This window comes from Actinophytocola sp., assembly GCF_035634895.1.
Classification (GTDB): domain Bacteria; phylum Actinomycetota; class Actinomycetes; order Mycobacteriales; family Pseudonocardiaceae; genus Actinophytocola.
Genome location: NZ_DASQCC010000120.1, coordinates 1 through 19,961, shown reverse-complemented (window position 1 = coordinate 19,961; position 19,961 = coordinate 1). Strand labels below are relative to the sequence as shown.

16 protein-coding genes are annotated in these 19,961 nt (G+C 70.1%); 7 read left to right on the top strand and 9 right to left on the bottom strand.

Going from position 1 to position 19,961, the window contains the following annotated elements:
- Nucleotides 1–102 precede the first annotated feature (102 nt).
- Nucleotides 103–2,823, top strand: coding sequence for a glycosyl hydrolase family 95 catalytic domain-containing protein (locus VET29_RS17255; protein ID WP_324921376.1), 2,721 nt, complete (start codon nucleotides 103–105; stop codon nucleotides 2,821–2,823).
- 152 nt (nucleotides 2,824–2,975) lie between these two features.
- Nucleotides 2,976–5,237: a sialidase family protein gene (locus VET29_RS17250; RefSeq protein ID WP_324921374.1), complete on the top strand. Its 2,262-nt coding sequence runs from the start codon at nucleotides 2,976–2,978 to the stop codon at nucleotides 5,235–5,237.
- 12 nt (nucleotides 5,238–5,249) lie between these two features.
- On the opposite strand, the gene VET29_RS17245 is transcribed toward VET29_RS17250, so the two are convergent.
- Nucleotides 5,250–7,439, bottom strand: coding sequence for an exo-alpha-sialidase (locus VET29_RS17245; protein ID WP_324921372.1), 2,190 nt, complete (start codon nucleotides 7,437–7,439; stop codon nucleotides 5,250–5,252).
- Nucleotides 7,440–7,704: 265 nt separating this feature from the next.
- Between VET29_RS17245 and VET29_RS17240 the strand changes: the two genes are divergently transcribed.
- From VET29_RS17240 to VET29_RS17230, 3 genes are all read left to right on the top strand, one after another.
- Nucleotides 7,705–7,968 (top strand): hypothetical protein, encoded by a 264-nt coding sequence (locus VET29_RS17240; protein ID WP_324921370.1) that lies wholly within the window; start codon nucleotides 7,705–7,707, stop codon nucleotides 7,966–7,968.
- Nucleotides 7,969–8,235: a hypothetical protein gene (locus VET29_RS17235; protein WP_324921368.1), complete on the top strand. Its 267-nt coding sequence runs from the start codon at nucleotides 7,969–7,971 to the stop codon at nucleotides 8,233–8,235.
- A gap of 181 nt (nucleotides 8,236–8,416) precedes the next feature.
- Nucleotides 8,417–9,286 (top strand): hypothetical protein, encoded by an 870-nt coding sequence (locus tag VET29_RS17230; RefSeq protein WP_324921366.1) that lies wholly within the window; start codon nucleotides 8,417–8,419, stop codon nucleotides 9,284–9,286.
- A 186-nt stretch (nucleotides 9,287–9,472) separates the two neighbouring features.
- Here VET29_RS17230 and VET29_RS17225 read toward each other — a convergent pair whose 3' ends face one another.
- The 8 genes from VET29_RS17225 to VET29_RS17190 all read right to left on the bottom strand — a co-directional run bounded on the left by VET29_RS17225 (nucleotide 9,473) and on the right by VET29_RS17190 (nucleotide 17,223).
- On the bottom strand, nucleotides 9,473–10,546 hold the full coding sequence (locus VET29_RS17225; protein WP_324921364.1) for an ice-binding family protein: 1,074 nt from the start codon (nucleotides 10,544–10,546) through the stop codon (nucleotides 9,473–9,475).
- Nucleotides 10,547–11,055: 509 nt separating this feature from the next.
- Nucleotides 11,056–11,847: an amino acid ABC transporter ATP-binding protein gene (locus tag VET29_RS17220; protein WP_324921362.1), complete on the bottom strand. Its 792-nt coding sequence runs from the start codon at nucleotides 11,845–11,847 to the stop codon at nucleotides 11,056–11,058.
- A complete protein-coding gene (locus tag VET29_RS17215) occupies nucleotides 11,844–13,322 on the bottom strand; it encodes an ABC transporter substrate-binding protein/permease (protein WP_324921360.1) in 1,479 nt (492 codons plus the stop codon). Before VET29_RS17215 ends, VET29_RS17220 begins: the two co-directional genes overlap by 4 nt.
- A 161-nt stretch (nucleotides 13,323–13,483) precedes the next feature.
- The gene (locus VET29_RS17210; protein WP_324921358.1) at nucleotides 13,484–14,002 is read right to left on the bottom strand and encodes an OsmC family protein; all 519 of its coding nucleotides are present in this window, start codon (nucleotides 14,000–14,002) and stop codon (nucleotides 13,484–13,486) included.
- A 167-nt stretch (nucleotides 14,003–14,169) separates the two neighbouring features.
- A complete protein-coding gene (locus VET29_RS17205) occupies nucleotides 14,170–14,928 on the bottom strand; it encodes a GAF and ANTAR domain-containing protein (RefSeq protein ID WP_324921356.1) in 759 nt (252 codons plus the stop codon).
- Between the two features lie 113 nt (nucleotides 14,929–15,041).
- The gene (locus tag VET29_RS17200) at nucleotides 15,042–15,779 is read right to left on the bottom strand and encodes a GAF and ANTAR domain-containing protein (protein WP_324921354.1); all 738 of its coding nucleotides are present in this window, start codon (nucleotides 15,777–15,779) and stop codon (nucleotides 15,042–15,044) included.
- 6 nt (nucleotides 15,780–15,785) lie between these two features.
- Complete coding sequence (locus VET29_RS17195; RefSeq protein WP_324921352.1) at nucleotides 15,786–16,226, bottom strand: STAS domain-containing protein; 441 nt, start codon at nucleotides 16,224–16,226, stop codon at nucleotides 15,786–15,788.
- Nucleotides 16,227–16,686: 460 nt separating this feature from the next.
- On the bottom strand, nucleotides 16,687–17,223 hold the full coding sequence (locus tag VET29_RS17190; protein ID WP_324921350.1) for a GNAT family N-acetyltransferase: 537 nt from the start codon (nucleotides 17,221–17,223) through the stop codon (nucleotides 16,687–16,689).
- An 86-nt stretch (nucleotides 17,224–17,309) separates the two neighbouring features.
- Between VET29_RS17190 and VET29_RS17185 the strand changes: the two genes are divergently transcribed.
- Both VET29_RS17185 and VET29_RS17180 read left to right on the top strand, forming a co-directional pair.
- Entirely contained in the window at nucleotides 17,310–18,530 is a 1,221-nt protein-coding gene (locus VET29_RS17185) for a GNAT family N-acetyltransferase (RefSeq protein ID WP_324921348.1), read from the top strand.
- A gap of 458 nt (nucleotides 18,531–18,988) precedes the next feature.
- The coding region (locus VET29_RS17180) for an AMP-binding protein (protein WP_324921346.1) at nucleotides 18,989–19,961 on the top strand (973 nt) is incomplete at its 3' end.

The window sequence follows — 19,961 nt, the reverse complement described above, 5'->3', positions numbered from 1 at the left end:
GGTTTCGTCCAAGTCAACACCTTGACGGCCGTCAGACATCCGATGTTAACTGGTTGCGGCATCGCCACGTTCACCTTCACCCCTGCCCCGGAAGGTGCGCCAATGAGGTCGCTCCGTGTGCTGTCCGTCGCCGTGCTCACCGGCACGGCGCTCGCCGTCATCCCCGCCACGACCCCCGCCTCCGCCTCGCCGACCGACGCCGCGTTCTCCTCCTCGGCCGGCCGGCTCGACGTCGACTACGCCGCCTACCTCGCCAGGCACGACATCGTCTACAACCGTCCCAACACCAACCCCGCCTACGGGCTCACGGTCGGCAACGGCCGCACCGGCGCCATGGCCTGGCAGGCCAACGGCCTGACCATGCAGGTGTCCAGTGTGGACGCTTCGCAGCAGACCGCGTTCGGCGCCGGACTGGTCAACCTCAGTACCTCGCCGGCCATGGAGTCCGGCTACAGCACCTACCAGCAGCGGCTCTCGCTGTACGACGGCACGCTGACCACCAGGTACGACAACAACCGCACCGTCACGGTCATGGGCCGGTCCGGCTCCGAGGTGATGGGCATCCACGTCGACGACGCCCGCTCCGGCGTGAGCAGCGTGACCGTCGAGCTGTCCCTGTGGGACGTCGCGAACCTCGCCAACAGCGGCGACGTCCCGGACATCAACACGTGGCGACAGGTGTCGAGCTACGCCGACTCGACCGGCGCCGGCATCAGCCGTGGCCAGAACGACCCGCAGAAGTTCGGCTACACCCTCGCCGCCACCGTGGAGGGCGCGAACTACAGCGCTTCGGTGGTCGACAACAGCCGCGTCCGGCTGACGATCACGCCGACGTCGAGCTACACGGTGTGGTTCACCGCCAGCACCCGGCTCAACGCGCCGGGCAACGACTCCGTCAACCAGGCGCGCAACGCGCTGGCGTCGGTCAGGTCGACCGGCTACCCGGCGACGCTGGCCGGCTACCGCGACTTCTGGCACAACTTCTGGGCCAGGTCGTTCGTACAGTACGGCGGCCTGTCCGGGGACGCGGACTACCTCGAGAACGTCTACTACCTGTCCACGTACCTGATCGCCGCCGGCGGCTACGGCAACTACCCGTACCACTTCATCAACGGCGTGTTCCGCTCGACCGGCGACGCCACGAAGTGGAGCAACGCGTACTGGTACTGGAACCAGCGCGACGTCTACAACTCGTTCCTCGCGTCGAACCACGTCGACCTCATGAACACCTTCAACAACCTCTACAGCCGCAACTTCGGCGCGTTGAGGTCCTACACCCAGACGCGGTACGGCGTCGACGGCCTGTGGGTGCCCGAGACCATGGGCTGGGACGGCAACGCCCGCGGCACCGTGGGCAGTGACTACACGAAGAACATCCTGTCGACCGGGTACGAGGCCGCGTACAACATGTACCTGCAGTACCGGTACACCAACGACGCGAACTACCTGCGGAACGTGGCGTACCCGTTCCTCCGCGAGACCGCCAAGTTCTACTCCCGCATGCTGTCCGTCGACGGCAACGGCAAGTACTACATGGCGGACTCGAACTCCCACGAGACGTACTGGAACGTGCGGAACGCGATCACCGACCTCGCCGCGGTGCGCAGTCTCTTCCCGATCGCGATCCAGGTGTCGACACAGCTGGGGCTGGACTCCGGGCTGCGGCCGGAATGGCAGCGGGTGCTCGACAACCTGGTGGCCTACCCGCAGCAGAACGGCCAGTACCTGCCGCACGAGCCGCCGCTGTCCCAGACCCGCAACGGCGAGAACGTGGCCGCGGAGCTGATCTGGCCGTACAACGTCACCGGCATCGGCTACCCGGACTACCAGACCGCGCTGAACACGTGGAACGCCAGGCCTTTCCCGTACGGAAACGTGTGGGCCAACGACGCGGTCCAGGCTGCCCGGCTCGGCCTCGGCGACCAGGCGTTCAGCGGCATGAAGCGGATGTTGCAGCAGTACCAGAACTATCCGAACGGGTTCACCAACAACACGAACGGGGTGTTCGAGTACCACGGGGTGCACCTGTCGGCGATGAACGAGTCGCTGCTGCAGTCCTACGACGACAGGATCCGTGTGTTCCCGGCGGCGCCGAGCGGCTCGACCTTCGTCGGCAGGTTCACCCTGCTGGCGAAGAACGGCTTCCTGGTCAGCTCGGAACGCGAGGCGAACGAGACGAAGTACGTCGGCATCCGCAGCCAGTGGGGCGCGACCGCGCGGGTGGTCAACCCGTGGGGCACGCAGCAGGTCCGGGTGCGGCGCGCGTCGGACAACGTGGTCCTGCAGACCACCTCGGCGGCCGAGCTCGAGTTCGCGACGGCGGCCAACACCGTCTACGTCGTCGAGCGCACGGCGAAGCCGCTGACGTCCTACGCCACCACCCGGTTGACCGGCACACCGAACCAGGGCGCGAAGTCGTTGAGCGGCACCGCGTCCACGCTCGGGCTGAACGCGTCCGGCGGTGGCCTGGTGAACGACACCGAGGGCACCTACGACAGCAACTGGCACCTGACCACGAACCGCGGCTACGGCGACTACAACGACGACACCCACCACTCGACGACCGTCAACGCCGCCGCGTCGTACACGTTCACCGGCACGGGCATCGAGTACCTCGCGGAACGCAACGGGGACATGGGCACCGTGGACGTGTACCTGGACAACACCTTCCAGGCCACCGTGGACCTCCACGTCACCGGCGCCCGCCAGGTCCAGCAGGTCGTCTGGCAGAAGTCCGGCCTCGCCCGCGCCCAGCACACCATCCGCATCGTCAACCGCAGCACCTCCGTCGGCATGATCGACGCCTACCGCGTCACGGCGTGATCGGCTGAGCGTCACCCGTCGCCACGCCGGCACCCGAGGGTGCCGGCGTGGAAAGGCGTTCCGTGCTTGACATGGAACGGCGTTCTGTGAACCCTTTCGACCGGGGGAGTGTTCGACGAGGTTGGGGATCCCACCACGAACGGGGACCGTCCATGCTGAGAAGAACCCTGCTGGTCGCGGCGATCATCGCGAGCACCGCGGTCCAGGTCCCGAGTGCCGCGGCCGTGACCAGGTCGGAGATAGCGGGTGCGTCGCCCACCGCGCCGGCCCTGGTCGTCAGCGGCGAGGGCGGTGTGTACAACCCGGCCGGTGACCCGCCGACCTGGTACGCGATGGCCGAGGCCTACGACACCGGAACCGCCGCGGCCCCGACGCGAACCGTGTACGGCGGCTACATCGACCACTACGACGCCGACGGGGTCTCGGACAACGCGCAGCTGGTCTCCACCAACGGTGGCCAGAGTTTCGGCGCCACAACGCAACCAGGGTACGAGGCGAGCGCACGGCTGGCCGACGGCCGGGTCGTCGACGCGCAGTTCGTCGGCCAGACCTCGGTCTCCCTGCAACGGCGCACCCTGCCCATGCGTTACTCGACCGACGACGGCGCGACCTTCCCCACCACCGTGACCGCGACACTCGACATCGCGCCGCAGAGCTTCGCCGCCACCAGCGCCAACTTCTTCCCCAACTCGGTCATCCAGGTTCCGAACGGCCCGCTGCTGATGGCCGGGTACGCCAACCTGTCCGGCGGCCAGTCCGCGCTTCTCCTGCAGAGCACCAACGCCGGGCAGAGCTGGACGTTGCGCGGTGTCATCGCCCAGGGCTCGTCCTCCCGCGGCTACTCGGAGACCGCGATCGCGCTGAACTCCGACGGGGACCTGGTCACCGTCAGCAGGTCCTCGACCTACGACAACCTGTGGCGGCGGCTGTCCACCGACCTGGGCGCCACCTGGACCGGCGCGGTGCAGGGCATCCCCGAGTTCGCCGCGGACGCGGCCGGCAACCGGCCGTTCGGCCGGATCAACCCCCGGCTCTCCCTGCTGCCCAACGGAATCCTCGCGCTGGTCGCCGGCCGGCCGGACAACTACGTCGCCCTGTCCTACGACGGTAGGGGCACCACGTGGAACGTCAGGAAGGTCTTCTACGACAACCACTCGACGGCCAGCCCGCAGGACCTCAACGAGGGGAGCAGCGGCAACGCCGACTTCGCCTGGACCGAGTCGAACCGCGCCGTGCTGCTGGCCGACAGCTGTCACGCCATCACCTACCAGGGCGGCCACTACAACAAGTGCAAGTGGCACGACGCCCCCATGTCCGGTGGCACCAACGAGTTCCAGCTCGTGCGTGCCATGGCGGACGTGCTCACGCCCGACACCGGCAAGATCGACCTGGCGTCGAAGGCCACGCTGAGCGGCGACCTGGGCGCGGTCGTGGGACACGCCCGCAGTGGGCCGCGGGGTGCGGTGGACGGCAGCACCGAGCTGTGGTCCGGCGCGGTCAGGCAGGGCGGCGGCGGCACGTTGGACATCGCCCTCGACCGCCCGTACACGTTGACCAGGGCCGGGCTGAGCCTGGCGCTCGGCGGGACGGAGAGTGCGACGGTCCAGACCAAGCTGGCCGCCGGCGACGCCTGGCAGGACTGGTACTCGGTGACCGACCAGGAGGGTTACGCGCTGCGCTACACCTCGCCGGCGGCACGGAAGGCCCAGTACGTGCGGGTGGTCACCGGCACCGCCTCGTACTGCCCGCCGGGCGTCACCGCGCCGTGCGGCCTCCTCAACGAGATCGAGCTGTACGCCGGTGACGTGGACTCGTTCGAGAACGACCCGGTGAACGGCATCCCGCGCGGGTACTCCGTGGACTACACGGTGGACGACGAGGGCAAGGGCCACCAGGGCGTCTGGGTCACGAAGTCCACGGGTGGCAGCGGCAGCAGCCGCGCGCTGTTCATCACCGACGACCACGACCAGCACCTGCCCGCGGTCCGGCGAACCGACGCGTCCAGCGCGGCCAGGACCCTGGAGTTCCGGTTCCATCCGGTCAGATGGCGGCCGGCGGGGGAGGGCGCGCCGTCGTCGTTCATGTTCGACCTGCTGGCGACCCCGGTGAGCGGCCAGCGCCGGACGGCCTACCACCTGTCGGTCTGGCGCGACGGCACCGTCCGCTACTACGCGGGCAACGCGTGGCACACGCTCGGTGCCGGCCCGGCGCTGGACCCGTCGACGGCGCTGTGGTCCACCATCGTGATCACCGCGACGACGACGCAGGCCACCGTCACCGTCAACGGCGTCACCATCGGCACGGCGACCCGCGCCGACGGCGCCACCAGCAACATGACCGGCCACCAGTTCTCCGCGAGCAGCACGGCGGACGCGAACGAGACCTTCATCGTGGACGACGTCCGCACCGGCTGACCGTGCCGTGCACTACGCGAACCCCAGGTCGTCCACGAAGAACGTCATGCCGTACTCGACCGGGTCGCCGGTGGCGAAGGTCGCGCCCGACAGCGTGTCGGCCGGTTCCGCGCGGGTGGTGGTCGTGAACTCCCGCGCGCCGATCCGCACGGTGGCCGACGTCGCCGTGGCGTCGACGGCGAACGGCGTCCACGTGTTGTTCGGGATGGCCGTCGTGAGGGTGCCGAGGGGCTGCCAGGCGCCGCCGTCGAACACCTCCAGTGCCTGGGTCGTGCCCGGCCTCAGGCGGAACCGCCACGGCCGCACCGGCGTGCCGTCCCGGTGGCCGCCGACCGCGAACGTGAACGGGCCGCGGAAGTCGTTGGTGGCCCAGGTGAAGGACATCCGCTGATGGCCGACGTCCGGCGCCACCGCGGTGGCGGTCGCGTAGTCGTCGAGGAACTTGTCGAACAGGCGCATCGACGCTGCGCTGTCCGCGCCGTGGATCTCCTGGTCGGACACGGTGGTGTTGCGTGCGTCGACGAACCCGCGCGGCACCGCGTACTCCGGGTCGTTCTCGAAGGTCCGCAGCCCCGCCGCGTACACGGCCAGCTCGGTCACCGCCGTGCCCGACGGTGCCTCGACCCGGACGTACTTCGCCTGTCTCGTCCCGAAGTCCGTGTACCGCAGGGCGTGGTCGCGCACGCCGGAGGCACGCACCACCGGTGTCCACCCGCGGCCGTCGGCGGACACCGACACCACGGCCGACGACGGCCGCCCGTCGCCGAGCATCAGGCCGATCCGGTTCACCGGGTAGGCCCGGTCCAGCTCGACCGTCATCGACGGGTTGCCGTGCCGGCGGTCCAGCACCGCCGCCGAGTGCCGTCGCGAGCTGCCGTCCACCGCGCCTTCCGGCCGCTGCTCGGGGAAACGCCGGTCGCCGCGGGCGAAGTCGCCGGTGATCCGCACGGTCCCGTTGTGTGCCTTGGTCTCCAGGTCGATCCTGCCGGTGCCCGGGGTGACGGCGCTGACGTACGACGCGAAGATCCCGTACTGCTCGTGGTAGGCCTTGCAGCCCCACACCGCGCAGTAGTCACCGAAGAACACCGTCCGGTCGGCGTCCACGTCGACCATCGCGTTGTTCCCGCTGGTGCCGTCGAACCGGCCGTTGCCCGTCTCCGACGGGTACCGCGACAGCACCAGCCGCTGCTCGTCCCACGTGCGGCCGGTGCCGTCGTGGCTCACGTACAGCCGGTCGTCCGGCCGTCCGGTCGCCAGCAGCAGGATCCCGTTGGGTTGCAGCAGGAGCTGCGGGCTGATGCCGACGACCTGGGTGCCGTCCGGGCCGGTGAGCGGCTCCGACGGCGACCACGTCCGGCCCAGGTCGGTCGAGAAGCTCGTACGCAGGCGAGGCGGGTTCTCGCCGGTGCGCACCGCGGCGACGAGCCGGTCGTCGGTGGTGAAGGACCAGCCGACCTCGTTGACCGCGACCGGGGCGGGGATCTGCCCACGCTGGCGCCACGACCGGCCGCCGTCGGTGGACTGGAGGATGATGCTGCCCTGCCGCTCACCCACGTAGGCCAGGTAGGCGGGCACGATGATCGTGCCGTCGGGCAGCAGCTTCACCTCGCGGTGCACCCGCAGTCCCCGGTCGCCGCCGAGCACCTTGCCGGCCGGGGGAGTGAACGGTGCCCTGGACAGCGACCAGGTCGTGCCGCCGTCGGCCGACCGCCACACCCGCAGGTCGATCCCGGTGTGCGCGTCGTCGCGCCACTCCGGGATGAAGTCGACCGACATGAGCGTGCCGTTGTCCAGCCGGAGCATGTTGCCGGCGCCGACCGGCGCGTCGCGCACCGTGGTGAGGAACGAGCGCCCGGAGTCGAGCGACGTCGACAGGTTGTTGACCGAGTCGGCGCCGGGCACGTCGTCGTTCGCCGAGGAGGAGACGAGAACCTTCTGCTCGGTGTGCCCGTCGACGACGGTGTCCATGGCGAAGGCACCCGGGTTCGCCGCTCTCGGCCCGGGACCCCAGCTCAGGACGTGCCACAGTGGACCGGCGCCGGACGCGTACGCGGCGGGCGCGGCACCGTCACCGGTCGGCAACGGGTTCACGGCGCCCGGTGACGTGCCACCGGGCGCCGCGGATCCGGTGGCACCGGCCAGAAGCACGACGGCCGTGCCGAGACCGAGGGCGGCACTCACGAGGTTGGCGGCGCGGGACATGGCGGTGCTCCTCGGGCAGGCGGGGGCAGCATGAGACGAGCGCGGCTCAGCTCGTCCGGCAGGTGCGGGGCTGGCCGGAAGTGCACCTGAAACCACGTTCCATGTCAATAGGCGCGGTGCCGTATCGCCGTCACCGGAACTGTTCGGTGCGAATTCGACAGGTGACCTCGGGTGGCTGTCAAGGTGGCGGAACGGCCACTGTTCCCTGGTGCCGTCCAGGTCCCACGATGAATCGGTCGAATGCGGAACGACGAAGGGGAATTCGATGGCATGGGAGACCGGGCAGTTGTGGCTGGCACCGGGGGCGACAGAAGATCGTTGGGTGGCGTGGGGGGATCCCGGGCCGTGGCAGGGCGTGCAGTTCACGCTGGCGCGCATGATCGAGGTGGGGCGGGTGGACGTGCAGAGCCGCGGTGTCGAGCTGGAGCGGTTCGCCCCGCAGCCCGACTTCGTCTACTGGACCACGCTGGTCAACCGCAGCAGTGCCAACTGGGCACTGTTCGCGCTCGCCGGTGGCGGGGTGGTGTAGATGTCCACGCCACGCAAAGCGCCGACGATGTACGTCAGGACGGATGAGGCCGGCCAGATCCTCAGCGTCTTCTGGCCCAACGTGCCGGCGGAGGGCGCGCCGACGCGTACCGGCGTCCGTCTCGCGCCCGGCGAGAACGTACACGAGGTCCCGGTGCCCGACGAGGTCAGCGCCGGCGCCGCGCCGGCGGAGTTCTTCGCCCGGCACGGCGTCAGCGTCGGGACGGACGGCCGCGCGACGCTCACACCGAGCGACGGCGCCTCGTAGCGGACCGCGCGGGCACGGGCCCACCAGCCGTCACCACGTGGTGACGGTCGCCACGGCCGAGGACAGCCGCGCCGGCGGTCCGGCGGCACCAGCGACCCTCACAGGAACCTGACACCCGCTGGTGGGCGCCTGTCCGCCGCGCGGCTGAGCGTCAGCCGGCGGGCGATGACACACTCTGCTGGTGATCCTCGGGTACGGCTTCGCGGTTCTCGCCGCTCTGGCGTCGGGCAGTGGCTCCATTCTGGAGTCCCTGGGCATCCGGCGCGCGCGTGCCTTCGGCGGCACGTCCATGGATCTGGTGAACCTGCGAAGCCAGCCGATCTACTTTCTCGGCATCGCGGTGGACCTGCTGGGGTTCGTCTTCGCGGCGATCGCCCTGCGGCAGCTTCCCCTGTTCCTGGTCCAGTCGCTGCTCGCGTTCAGCGTCGGCGTGACCGCGACGATCTCCGCGTTCCTGGGCACCCGCCTGGCACGACCGGGATGGGTCGCGCTCGGGTTGGGCGCGGTCGGCCTGGTACTGCTGGGTGTCTCGGCCGACCCCGGCCCGGCGCGACCCCTGCCGCCACACTGGCGCTGGCTACTGCTGGGCTTGGCGCTGCCGATCGCCTCGCTCGCCTTCTACGCCCAGCGGCGGGGTGGCCGCCGGGCCGCGGCGCTGCTGGCGTTCGGTGCGGGGCTGGGGTTCTGCGTCGTCGGTGTCTCGGCACGCACGCTGGAGTCGCGGGACGCGGTGTGGAAGTTGGTCCTGGAGCCGTCCGTCTGGGCCATCCTCGCCAACGGGCTCGTCGCCGCGGTGCTGTTCGCGATGGCCCTCCAGAAGACCGGCGCGACCGCGAACACCGCGATCCTGTTCACCACCAACACGGTGCTGTCCTCGCTCGTCGGCGTGCTGTACCTCGACGACCGGGTGCGCCCCGGCTTCATCGTCGCCGCGGTCGTGGGCTTCGTCTGCGCGATCGCCGGCGCGGTCGGTACCGCGCACTACGCGGCCATCGCGACGCATCAGGGCGAGGCCCCGACGCGTGAGAAGGCGGATCAGCCCAAGGAGTAGCTCGGGCTGATCCGGCGCACGGGTCGACGGCGGGTGGTAGGCAGGCGGTGGTGGGGGAGTCGCGCCGCCGGGGCACAGCGACGGACTCAGCACCAACACCACCACCTGCCAGGTAGATGGGTCCTCCCGGGATCCGCTCCCGTCACCGAGGACGGTTGGGACAGCCACCTCCGGCCGGTGACGCCCTCACTTCGTCCACGGCCTCTTGCGGGGCGCTCTACGGTCGCGCGTGACAACAACCAGCAGGCCACCGAAGGTCAGCAGCGCGGCTCCGACGGAGAGCAGTGCGGGGAGCCGGTGGTTGACCCCGGTGTTCGCGAGATAGTCCGGACCGAACGGGTAGTTGTCCTCAGGTGGGAAGCCACCCCTGCCGCCCAGTCCGGTGCCGCCCCCGCGGCGGCGGGGGAACGCCCCGTTGCCGGTCGTCGTGACCACGTTGGCCGGACCGGTGTTCTGGCTCGTCGTGGTTGTGACCGGCACCGTTGTGGTGGTCGTGGTGGTTGTGGTGGTCGTCGGGACGGTGTCGCAGCCCGGTGCGAAGAAGACGTTGGTGTCCAGGGAGACCTGGCCGTTGCGGGCGAGCGCGCGACCTTCGACGACGGTGCCGGTCGTGACCGTGATCGAGGTCAGCGCGAGGATCGAGCCGACGAAGTTGGAGCCGGTGCCCAGCGTCGCGGAACTGCCGACCTGCCAGAAGACGTTGCAGGGCTGGGCCCCGTTGATCATGCTGACGTTGCTCGAGGATGCGGTGATGAGCGCGGAGCCGACCTGGAAGATGAACACGGCATTGGGGTCGCCCTGGGCGTCCAGGGTGAGGGTGCCGGTCAACCCCATCGTGCTGGCCGAGTCGTAGACGCCGGCGGTCAGCGTGGTACCGCCCAGATCCCCCGTGATGGTGGCGATGGGGGCGCGCCCGGCGGCGTCGTTGTAGGCGATGACGAGGTCGGACTGCGCGCCGCCGGCCGCGGCGTCAGCGGAATGCAAGGTCCCACCCGTGATACCGGGTGGGAACCCGGTGATCGCCGTACCGGGACTGACCCCGACATCGCCGTTCAGCACGCTGGGGCCGGTGTTGGTGACCGCCTGTCCACCCAGGACGGAGTAGGTCGCCGTGGTACCCAGCCCGACCGGCGCCTCGGCGGCCGAAGCCCGGGTCGGGACCGACAACGCGGCCGCCAGCAGGAGGAGACTCAGCACGGCGACAAGGCCCACGGCCACCGTCCAACGCCTGGCGTCGAACCTGCCGATCGACCTGGTCACAGTTGGACCGTGGTTCATGAGCTCCTTCCCCCGCGCCGATGGATCACTCCCGGCAGGGGTTTCCGAACGCGCACCCACACGTGATCAATTCCTCGAATCCGGATTCGCTCGATGTCATTGGCGAAGTAGCCGTGAAGGCCTTACCAGGAGACGGGACGCGAGGACTGGGCGCCAGGTCGGCTGACAGTCCCGAACGTAGGCCCTGACGTTCACAGAGGCAATTGGACCAGTGAAGTGCACTCGTATGGCTCAATGTGGACGGTCAAATTGGACACTCTGCGTGTCTATTCCACGTTCGTGTCAGCGGTATCGCTCGACGGCGCGCTTCAGTTGAACTGCGAACTAGTTGGTGGCGTTACCCGCCGCCCTCGACACGGTCCTCACACGACTGTCCATCGTGGTCGGTGGGGCGCCGGCCGGGTGACCTCCCGTGCACGGGCGCCCGAGAAAAACACCTTCGGCCACCTCGCGAGTGCGAGGTGGCCGAAGGTGCGCGTGCTCGCCGGCGGTCAGCCGGGGTCCAGGATGCGCTTGAGGAAGCGCCGGGTCCGCTCCTCGCGCGGGTCACCGATGACCTGGGCGCTCGGGCCCTGTTCGACGATGACGCCGCCGTCGAGGAACAGGACCTGGTCGGCCACCTGCTCGGCGAAGCGGATCTCGTGGGTCACGATGACCGTGGTCCAGTCGTCGGCGGCGAGATCCTTGATCACGGCCAGCACCTCGCCCACGAGCTCGGGGTCCAGTGCGGAGGTGGGCTCGTCGAACAGGACCACGCGTGGTCTCAGCGCGAGTGCGCGGGCGATCCCGACGCGTTGCTGCTGGCCGCCGGAGAGCTGGAACGGGTAGGCGTCGCCCCGATCGCCGAGGCCGACCTGGTCGAGCAGGGTCCTCGCCTCGGCGACGGCTTCCTCGCGTGGGCGTTTCTGCGCGATGACCGGGCCCTCGATGACGTTCTCCAGGACCGTGCGGTGCGGGAAGAGGTTGTGGGCCTGGAACACCATGCCGCTCTGCGCGCGTAGCCGGTTGCTCTCCCGGCGGCCGGCCTTGCCCGGCGGTAGCTGGGCGAAGTCGACCTCGACGTCGTCGATCCCGATGACGCCGCGTTCGGGGGTCTCCAGCACGTTGAGCGCGCGCAGCACGGTGGTCTTGCCGGAACCGGACGGTCCCAACAGGACCGTCGACGTCCCGCGCCTGGACTCGAAGTCGATGCCGCGCAGGACCTTGTGGTCGCCGAAGGACTTCTCCAGCCCGTGCACGCGGATGCGGGCGGGCTCGGTGTTCTGCTCGGTGGTGTCAGTCATTTGGCCACATACCTGTCCAGTCGGGTCTCCAGTCGTTTCTGCGCGGCGGAGAGCCCGACGCAGATGATCCAGTAGTACAGCCCGGCGAAGGCGTACAGGGCGAGGAACTCGTTGCTCTCGGCCGCCGCGAGCTGTGACTCGCGGAAGAGCTCGGTCAGCAGCACGACCGACCCCAGTGAGGTGTCCTTCAACAGCGAGAGCAGCGTGTTGGACAACGGCGGCACCGCCGTCCTGGCCGCCTGCGGGAGGACGATCCGGCGCAGTGTCCTGGAGTAGTCGAGCCCGATCGTCGCCGCCGCCTCGAACTGGCCCTTGGGCACCGCGAGGATCGCCGACCGGACGACCTCCGCGGCGTAGCCGGCCACGTTGAGGCTGAACGCGATCACCGCCGCGGTGAACGGGTTGAACTTCAGGCCGATCTGCGGCAGCCCGTAGAAGACGATGAACAGCTGCAACAGCAGCGGGGTCCCTCGGATGATCGAGATGAAGCCTCTGGCCAGCCCCGACAGGACCCGGTAGGAGGAGATCCGGGCGAGTGCGACGAGCAGCGCGAGCGCGAGCCCGATCGCGAAGCTCACGATGGTCAGCGGAATGGTCACCTTGAGCAGGCCGACGAACATCGGCCACGCCGTGTTGCCGATGACCTCCCATGTGCTGCGGGCGCCGCGGCCTTCGGACAGGTCGGCCTTCCCGCCGTCGGGCACCGAGACGTCGGCCTTGAAGTACTTCTCCGAGATCTCGCGCAACGTCCCGTCGTCCTGGAGCGCGGTGATCGCCTTGTTCGCCTGGCCGATCAGCGCGGTGTCGTCCTTGCGGAAGGCGAGGACCTGCTCGCTGGTCTCGTCGCCGGCGTTCCCCGCGATCTCGACGTCGTCGGACCCGGTGCTGGCCAGATAGTCGAGCACGGCGATGTTGTCGTTGACGATCGCGTCGACCCGGCCCTGCGCGAGCAGCGCCGCGGCCTGCGCGAACCCCTCGACGGCCTCGACGTTCGCCCCGGCGTCGCGGGCGACCTGAGCCCAGTTGCTGGTCGCCGACTGTGCCGTGGTCTTGCCCTTGAGGTCGGCGAGGGTCTTGATGCTGTCGTCGCCCTTGCGCCGGACGATGACGCCGTGGGAGAAGGTGTAGGTCTCGGACAGGCCGTACTTCGCCTGCCGCTCGTCGTTGACCGACACCTGGTTGGCGATGACGTCGATCCGCTCGGCGTCCAGCGCGGGGAAGATCGCGTCCCACTGCGTTTCGACGAACTCGAGCCGCCAGCCCGCCTGCTTGGCGATCGCCTTGATGACCTCGATGTCGTAGCCGGTGAGCTCCGCCGTTCTCGGGTCGTGGAACGAGAACGGCGGGTAGGTCCCCTCGGTGCCGACCCGGACCACGGGTTGCCCGGCGTCCCGCGCCGGCGCCGCACTCGCCTGCGCGGGCACGACGATCACCAGCAGGAGGAACAGCACCACGCCCCTGAGCACATGTCGCATCAGCGACTCCCTCACCTTCCGCCAGATGCCCCGATCCGGCACTGCGCGGAAGAGTAGTGGGTCCGGCGGCTCACGGTCCCGTGATCCACTATGCGGGAAAGGGCGTTCTTCGCGGCCGACCCCGCGACGCGCGTCGCGGGGTCGGACAGCGTTGGGCGAACTCAGACCAGGTCGACGGTGACGGGGACGGCGGCGGCGAGGGTGTGGCCGACCGGGGACGACGCGGTGACCTTGGCGTGCAAGGCATCCAGGTCGGCGCGGGGCGCGGGCGAGCTGATCGTGACCTTCGCGGTGATCGAGTCGAAGCCCGCGTGACCTTCCGCCAGGCCGAGGAAGACCCGCAGGTCGATGTCCCCCTTGAGGTCGACGGTGAGCTCGTCGAGCCGGATGCCCGCGACGGCGGCGTTGGCGGCGTAGCCGACGGCCAGGCAGTTGCCGAGCGCGGACAGCAGCTGTTCGACCGGGTTGGGCGCGGTGTCGCCGCCACCGAGGCCCGACGGCTCGTCGGACGGCACGGGGTCGAACCCGCGGACGCGGGCGCTGGACTGGAAACCGCCGTTCCAGGTGACGTGCGCGGCCCAGGTGGTGTCCGCCTTGGCGGGGTCCTCCTGGATCGCGGACACCAACCCGCTCACAGCGGCCAGGTTGACGTTGTTCAGAGTGTCCACTTCGGCCGTCATCTGCTGCTCCTTCGCCTGCGGTCGGCCTTCAGCCTGCGTGTTCGTTCGGGCGCGTGGCAACGGCATCCACATCGTGGAACCGGGGACCGGCGGGCCGGTCGGCCGTGGTGTGGGCAGGCGGGCGCGGATCAGGCCGGTGTGCCCGGCACGAGGTTCGAGCCCGCCGGTCAGATCCGGCGTGGCGTGCCGGGTCGCCGGTTCGGGACCTTCCGGACCTGGCAGTCGTCGAGCGTGCCGTCGATGATCTCTGCCGCGACGTCGCTCAGCCGACGGTTGTTGCTGCGGGCGTAGGCGCGCATCAGCTGGAATGCCTGGTCCATGGCCAGGCCCGCGCGCTGGGCGAGCACCCCCTTGGCCTGTTCGAGCTGGACGCGGCTGCTCAGCGCGGTCTGCAACTGGATGGCGAGTCGTTCGCTGGCGGCGATGGCGCGTTCCTGGATCAGCCCGACGGTGGCGACGTCGGCCATGGCCTGGCCGATCCCGAGGTCGGCATCGGTGAGCCGGCCGGGTTCGAGCCGGAACAGGTTCAACGCGCCGATCGTGTCGTCGCGCAGCCGCATCGGGAGTGCCTGCGCCGAGTGGAACCCCAGGCCCTGTAGTTGCTCGGTGAACGCGGGCCACGCGGATCTCATCGCGGGCAGGTCGTCGCGGGCCGCGGGGCGTCCGGACCGGTAGCAGTCCAGGCAGGGGCCTTCGTCGTTCTGCAGCTCGTAGAGCTCCAGGAGGCGGGCCTCCTCGGCGGAGGAGGCCATGACGTGCAGGCAGCCGTGTGCGTCGGCGAGCATGATCCCGGCGGCGTCCGCGTCGAGCAGCTCCACACTGCGGGTGGCGAGGGTGTGGAGGAAGTCGATGACGTCGAAGTCGGCGACGAGTGTGTCGGCCAGACTCAGGAAGGTTCTGGCGAGGAGTTGCTCTCGGCTGGTCATGGCGGTTCCGCTCCCCGGAGTTCGATGAGTTGGGGCGCGGTGGGGAAGGGGATCTGTCCGGCCGTCTGCCGGGGCTGGTTCGTGGCACGTTTCCCGGTGGTCGACACAGGGTGTCACGACTGGGCGTGCCGCGTCGTGCCGGACTCGCTTTCGTCGAAGTGCAAGCGGCGGCCGACCACGTCGGCGGCGACGGCCGACACCGTCCGCCTCGCGGCGTAGGCGTGTGTCCGCAGCCGCAGCAGTGCCTCGGCGAGGCTGATGCCGAGCTGGATCGTGATCATCCCGGTCGCCTGGTGAACGTGAGCCTGGCTCTCGATCGGACCGGTGAGCGCGGTGTCGACGTCGCCGTGCTCGTCGTGTTCCTGCAGGTGCAGAACCACGACGGTGGCCGCGTCGGCGAACGCGAGCGCGTCCGCGAGCTCGAGGGCGCTCAGCGGTCCCGGGGTGTCGCGGTACAGGTCCAGGACACCGACCCGGATGGCGCCGACCCGCAGCGGGAACGCGAACATCGCGTGCACCCCGGCCTCGAGCGCGGCCGCGCCGAACCGCGGCCACCGCGCCGACCCGTCGGCCGCGAGGTTCGGTCGCAGCACCGGCTTCCCGCTGCCGGACGCCTCCACGCACGGCCCCTCACCAAGGGCGAACTGCAGCTCCTCCAGCTGCCGGGCCTGCCCGTCGGTGGCCGCGAGGACGACTCCGCTGGGCCCGTCGGCGGTCATCAGGGCGACCCCGACGCCACTGACCGACAGCGCCGACAGGCATTCCGCGCCCAACCTGGCGGGCAGCACGCCCTGCTCGCCCCCGTCGCCGCCGATCATGGACAGGATCTCGGCCACCCGGGGACTACGCATGGTCCGCTATCCATCTGGTCCGCAGCCCGCGTGCAGCAGGGCCTGGGTGAGGTCGGGGCTGATGTCGAACATGGCGTCCAGACCGGTGATCCTCAGTGGCAGCAACACCGGATGGGTCGACACGACCAGGCGAAGGGCGATGCCCGTCGCGACCGCGGTCTGCCTGGCGGACACGAGCACGGCGAGTCCGGCGGCGGCGAGGAAGCTCACCCCGGTGAGGTCGACGATCACGTGCGGGACGGTGCCCCGGACGTGGGGGAGCAGCTGTTCCCTCAGCTCCGGGCTGGTGAGCGCGTCCACCTCGCCCCGCACCGTGAGCACGGTCGCGGTGAGCGGGGCCGGATGTGTGGTGATGCTCAGGAGCTCTCCAACTGGTCGCTGGTCCGGCCGGGCGGCGGACGCAGGTGATGGGCGATCGTTCGGCAGGTGCGGGAGGAGGGCTGTCACGGGGTCAACTCCTCGTGGTGGCGGACGAACCGCCCGGCTGGGTTTATCGGACTGTTCCATTGGGGCTGTCAGCGAGAACGCCTGACGCGTTGGTGTTCGCCGCGCCGGGGAGACCGTCCACACCGGACGATGGCGGCTGGGTGGGCGACTCGACCGGCGACGCGTTCAGATGTGCGCGCACCCGGTCGATCAGGAGCTCGGCCTGGGCCGAGGTGAACAGGCCCAGGTCGACGGCACGCAGAATGGTGGCGACCGTGCTCTGGTGAGGTCCGGCGATCCCCGCGACCGGTGCGGCGCTCAGATTTGGATGTATATGTGCCATGGCAGCTGGCCCCTCGGTCGACTGTCGTCTTACCGGGGTCCCGGGCACCTAGTCACGAAGCATACGCGCTCCGCGAGGGAATGATCCCACCCGAAGACGAGATTCTCGGCACTCGCCCGTTCCACCAGCGAAGATGCCTCACGTGTGGGTGAGCAACCATTCCGCTCCGACCGAACGGGTGTAGAGGTTGCGGGCGTCGCCCGCCACCGGCGCCTGCTTCCAGAAGGTGAACCCGAGCTTGTGACACACGTTCTGCGAGGCACGGTTCTCCGGCGCGATGATGGCCAGCAGCTCGCCCGTGTACGTCTGGTGAGCCGTGGCCAGCAGAGCCTGGCCGGCCTCGGTGGCATAGCCGAGGCCCCGGCACTCCGGCACGAGCCGGTATCCCCACTCCAGCCAGGTCCTGCCCTCGAAGGCGATGTGGTCGACGCCGGTGTAGCCCACGACGAGCCCGGATGACAGCTCCACCACCGGCTGCTTGCCGAACGGGACGGTCCGGCAGAAGGCGACCATGTGGTCGAAGCGGTCCCCTGCCTCCTGCTCGGTGAGGACGCCCGCGTGGACCATGAAGGCCTCGTCGCGGAAGAGTCCGACGAACCGGTCCCGGTCGGCCCCCCGAGGTGGGCGCACCAGAAGGCGCGCGGTCCGCACGACAGCCCGGTCCGATTTGGTCACCTGCCCATCGTGCCAGCGGCCACCGCATCGGGTGGCGCGACCGAAATTGGTTCGCGCGCGGCGCTCCTCCCGAGTATCACTGCGGGATGGCCGAACCGTCCCCGCTCACGATCCGCACGCTCACCGAGATGGACCTGCCCGCGTTCAGCGAGGTCCTCGCGAGCGCGTTCCTGACCGACCACAGCGAGGACCTCCTCGCCGAGGAGCGCGCCGTGTTCGAGCCGTCGCGCAGCCACGCGGTGTTCGACGGCGAGACCATGATCGGCACCGGGGAGCTCCTGAGCCGCCGGCTCGTCGTGCCCGGTGCCGAACCGGTGCCGGCCGGGGCGGTGACGTCGATCGGGGTCGCGCCGGGACATCGCAGGCGGGGTGTGCTGAGCATGATCATGCGTGCCCAGCTCGCGTTCCTGCACGAGGCAGGCGAGTCGCTGGCGGTCCTGTGGGCGTCCGAGAGTGGGATCTACGGGCGGTTCGGGTACGGGCTCGGCACCCAGTACGCCCGGATCTCCCTACCGCGCGGCACCGCGTTCCGCCGTGACGTGGCGGTCGACCCCGAGCCGGTGCGCGAGCTGCCGCGCGAGCAGGCGCTCCCCGTCGTTCGCGACCTCTACGACCAGGTGTGGCACACCCGCGCCGGTCACCTCGACCGCGACGCCGCCGCCTGGGAATACCACCTGTTCGACGGGCCGGAGCGTCGCGCCGGTCGGACCAGGCTCCGCTTCGCGGTCCATCCGCGGGCGTACGCCGCGTACCGCGTGAAGTCGGACTGGCAGGTCCGCGGGCCGCGGTCGACGGTGACCGTGCACGAACTGACGGCCGCGACCCCGGCGGCCTACGCGGCGATCCTGCGGTACCTGCTGGACATCGACCTCGTCGGCGAGGTGGTGCTGCGGCTCGGCACCGACGAGCCGCTGGTGCACATGCTCGCCGACCCGCGCGCGGCGGTACGCACGATGTCCGACGCGCTCTGGGTACGCCTGGTCGACGTCGACCGGGCGCTGATGGCGAGGCGGTTCCTGGTCCCACTCGACGTGGTGCTGGCGGTGACCGACGAGCTGTGTCCATGGAACGCCGGCCGGTGGCGGCTGGTGGTCGGGGCGGACGGACGGGCCGAGGTCAGCGGCACGGACGCACCCGCCGACCTGGCACTGGACGTGGCGGCGCTGGGCGCCGCGTTCCTTGGCGGGACCAGGCTCACCACGCTGGCCGGCGCCGGCCGGGTCCGCGAGTGCCGGCCGGGAACGCTCGCCCGGGCCTCGCTCGCCTTCCTGCACGACGACGAGCCGCGCTGTCTCGAGGTGTTCTGAACGGAGCCGGCTCGTTCGGAGGTCGTCGGCCGCACCGAGCAGGGGGGCGGGTCAGCTCGCCGGCCGCCCGTCGCGCATCCCGGCCTCGGCCGCATTGTTTCGCCGCTGTGTCCTTCATTCGCGAGGTCGGCCGGCGGCGCCTATTGGGAACGCGCCGGAATCGAACTCGAAAACGGCAACAGGGAATACTTGCCCAACGAACCCGTATATGGGATGGCGGCGGCCCTTTCGTTGCTCCGGCGGCTGTTCGGCGGGTCGGCGATAGCTGCCGACGTACCAGGCGATACCCACGGATGGCGCACGAATCCGCGATCGCGGCAGCTCGTATTGGTATTCACGAGAACCAATTGACGGTCGCACTCCGCCGAGTAAACTCTCGCCCCGTTACCGCGGGTGCCGGCACCGATCGCGGTGCTGGTCTGGCTCACTCACCTCGGAATTCCGTGGAGGCCGCTGGAATGACGTCCCTTGTGCAGCTGGCAGTCGACCCCGAGCTGGCACGTCATTACCGGCGCAACGGTTGGTGGCGGGACACGACTTTCCTCGACGACCTGGCCGGCTCGGTGCGGATGCGTCCGGATGCCCCGGCGCTGATCAACGGACGCAGTGCCGACGGCACGGTGCGGGTGGTGTCCTACCGCGAGTTCGACCAGTTGGTACGGCGGATCGCGGGGCGCCTCGACGACTTCGGTGTGCGTGCCGGTGACGTGGTCGCCTGCCAGCTTCCCGACTGGTGGGAGACGGCGGCGATGTTGTTGGCGTGCATGCGGGTCGGTGCGGTCGTTCAGCCGATCGTGCCGCAGCTGCGGGCGCGGGAGATCGAGCGGGTGCTGGCCAGGACGGGCGCGTGCGTCTGCGTCACCGTGGACAGCTGGGCCGGCTTCGGCCACGCGCGGGCACTTGCCGAGATGGCGCCGCGGCTGCCGGGGCTGCGGCAGCGGGTCGTGTACGGCGACGCCGCGGACACCGGCGCGCTGGACTTCCACGAGTGCTTCGTCGACGGGCCGGACCCGGATCTCTCCTCGTTGCCGCCGGTGGACCCGGACCAGCCGTCGATGGTGTTGTTCACCTCGGGCAGCACCGGTGAGCCCAAGGGTGTGCTGCACACCTGCAACACGCTCTTCGCCGGTACCAGCGGGTTCATGGTGGACGCGGTCCGGGGACCGGGCCCGGACCGGGCGGCCACCACGATGCGGGTGAGTCACATCGCCGGTCCGATGTGGGCGGTGTTCGGGGTCCTGCTGACCGGCGGCACCGGCGTGTTCCAGGACGTCGCCGATCCCGACGGGATGCTCGACCTGATGGCACGGGCCGAACCCACCCGTCTGCTGGCCCCCGCGCCCAGCCTCGCCGCGCTCGTCGCCGCACAGCGTGCGCGGCCCCGCGAGCTGACGTCGCTGCGCACCGTCATGTCCGGCGGCTCCGCGGTTC

Bases quoted from the DNA above. Each gene is read 5' to 3' on its own strand.
- VET29_RS17245 (WP_324921372.1), bottom strand. From the start codon at position 7,439: ATGTCCCGCGCCGCCAACCTCGTGAGTGCCGCCCTCGGTCTCGGCACG.
- VET29_RS17185 (WP_324921348.1), top strand. From the start codon at position 17,310: ATGGCCGAACCGTCCCCGCTCACGATCCGCACGCTCACCGAGATGGAC.
- VET29_RS17250 (WP_324921374.1), top strand. From the start codon at position 2,976: ATGCTGAGAAGAACCCTGCTGGTCGCGGCGATCATCGCGAGCACCGCG.
- VET29_RS17205 (WP_324921356.1), bottom strand. From the start codon at position 14,928: ATGACCAGCCGAGAGCAACTCCTCGCCAGAACCTTCCTGAGTCTGGCC.
- VET29_RS17240 (WP_324921370.1), top strand. From the start codon at position 7,705: ATGGCATGGGAGACCGGGCAGTTGTGGCTGGCACCGGGGGCGACAGAA.
- VET29_RS17220 (WP_324921362.1), bottom strand. From the start codon at position 11,847: ATGACTGACACCACCGAGCAGAACACCGAGCCCGCCCGCATCCGCGTG.
- VET29_RS17200 (WP_324921354.1), bottom strand. From the start codon at position 15,779: ATGCGTAGTCCCCGGGTGGCCGAGATCCTGTCCATGATCGGCGGCGAC.
- VET29_RS17255 (WP_324921376.1), top strand. From the start codon at position 103: ATGAGGTCGCTCCGTGTGCTGTCCGTCGCCGTGCTCACCGGCACGGCG.
- VET29_RS17235 (WP_324921368.1), top strand. From the start codon at position 7,969: ATGTCCACGCCACGCAAAGCGCCGACGATGTACGTCAGGACGGATGAG.
- VET29_RS17215 (WP_324921360.1), bottom strand. From the start codon at position 13,322: ATGCGACATGTGCTCAGGGGCGTGGTGCTGTTCCTCCTGCTGGTGATC.
- VET29_RS17210 (WP_324921358.1), bottom strand. From the start codon at position 14,002: ATGACGGCCGAAGTGGACACTCTGAACAACGTCAACCTGGCCGCTGTG.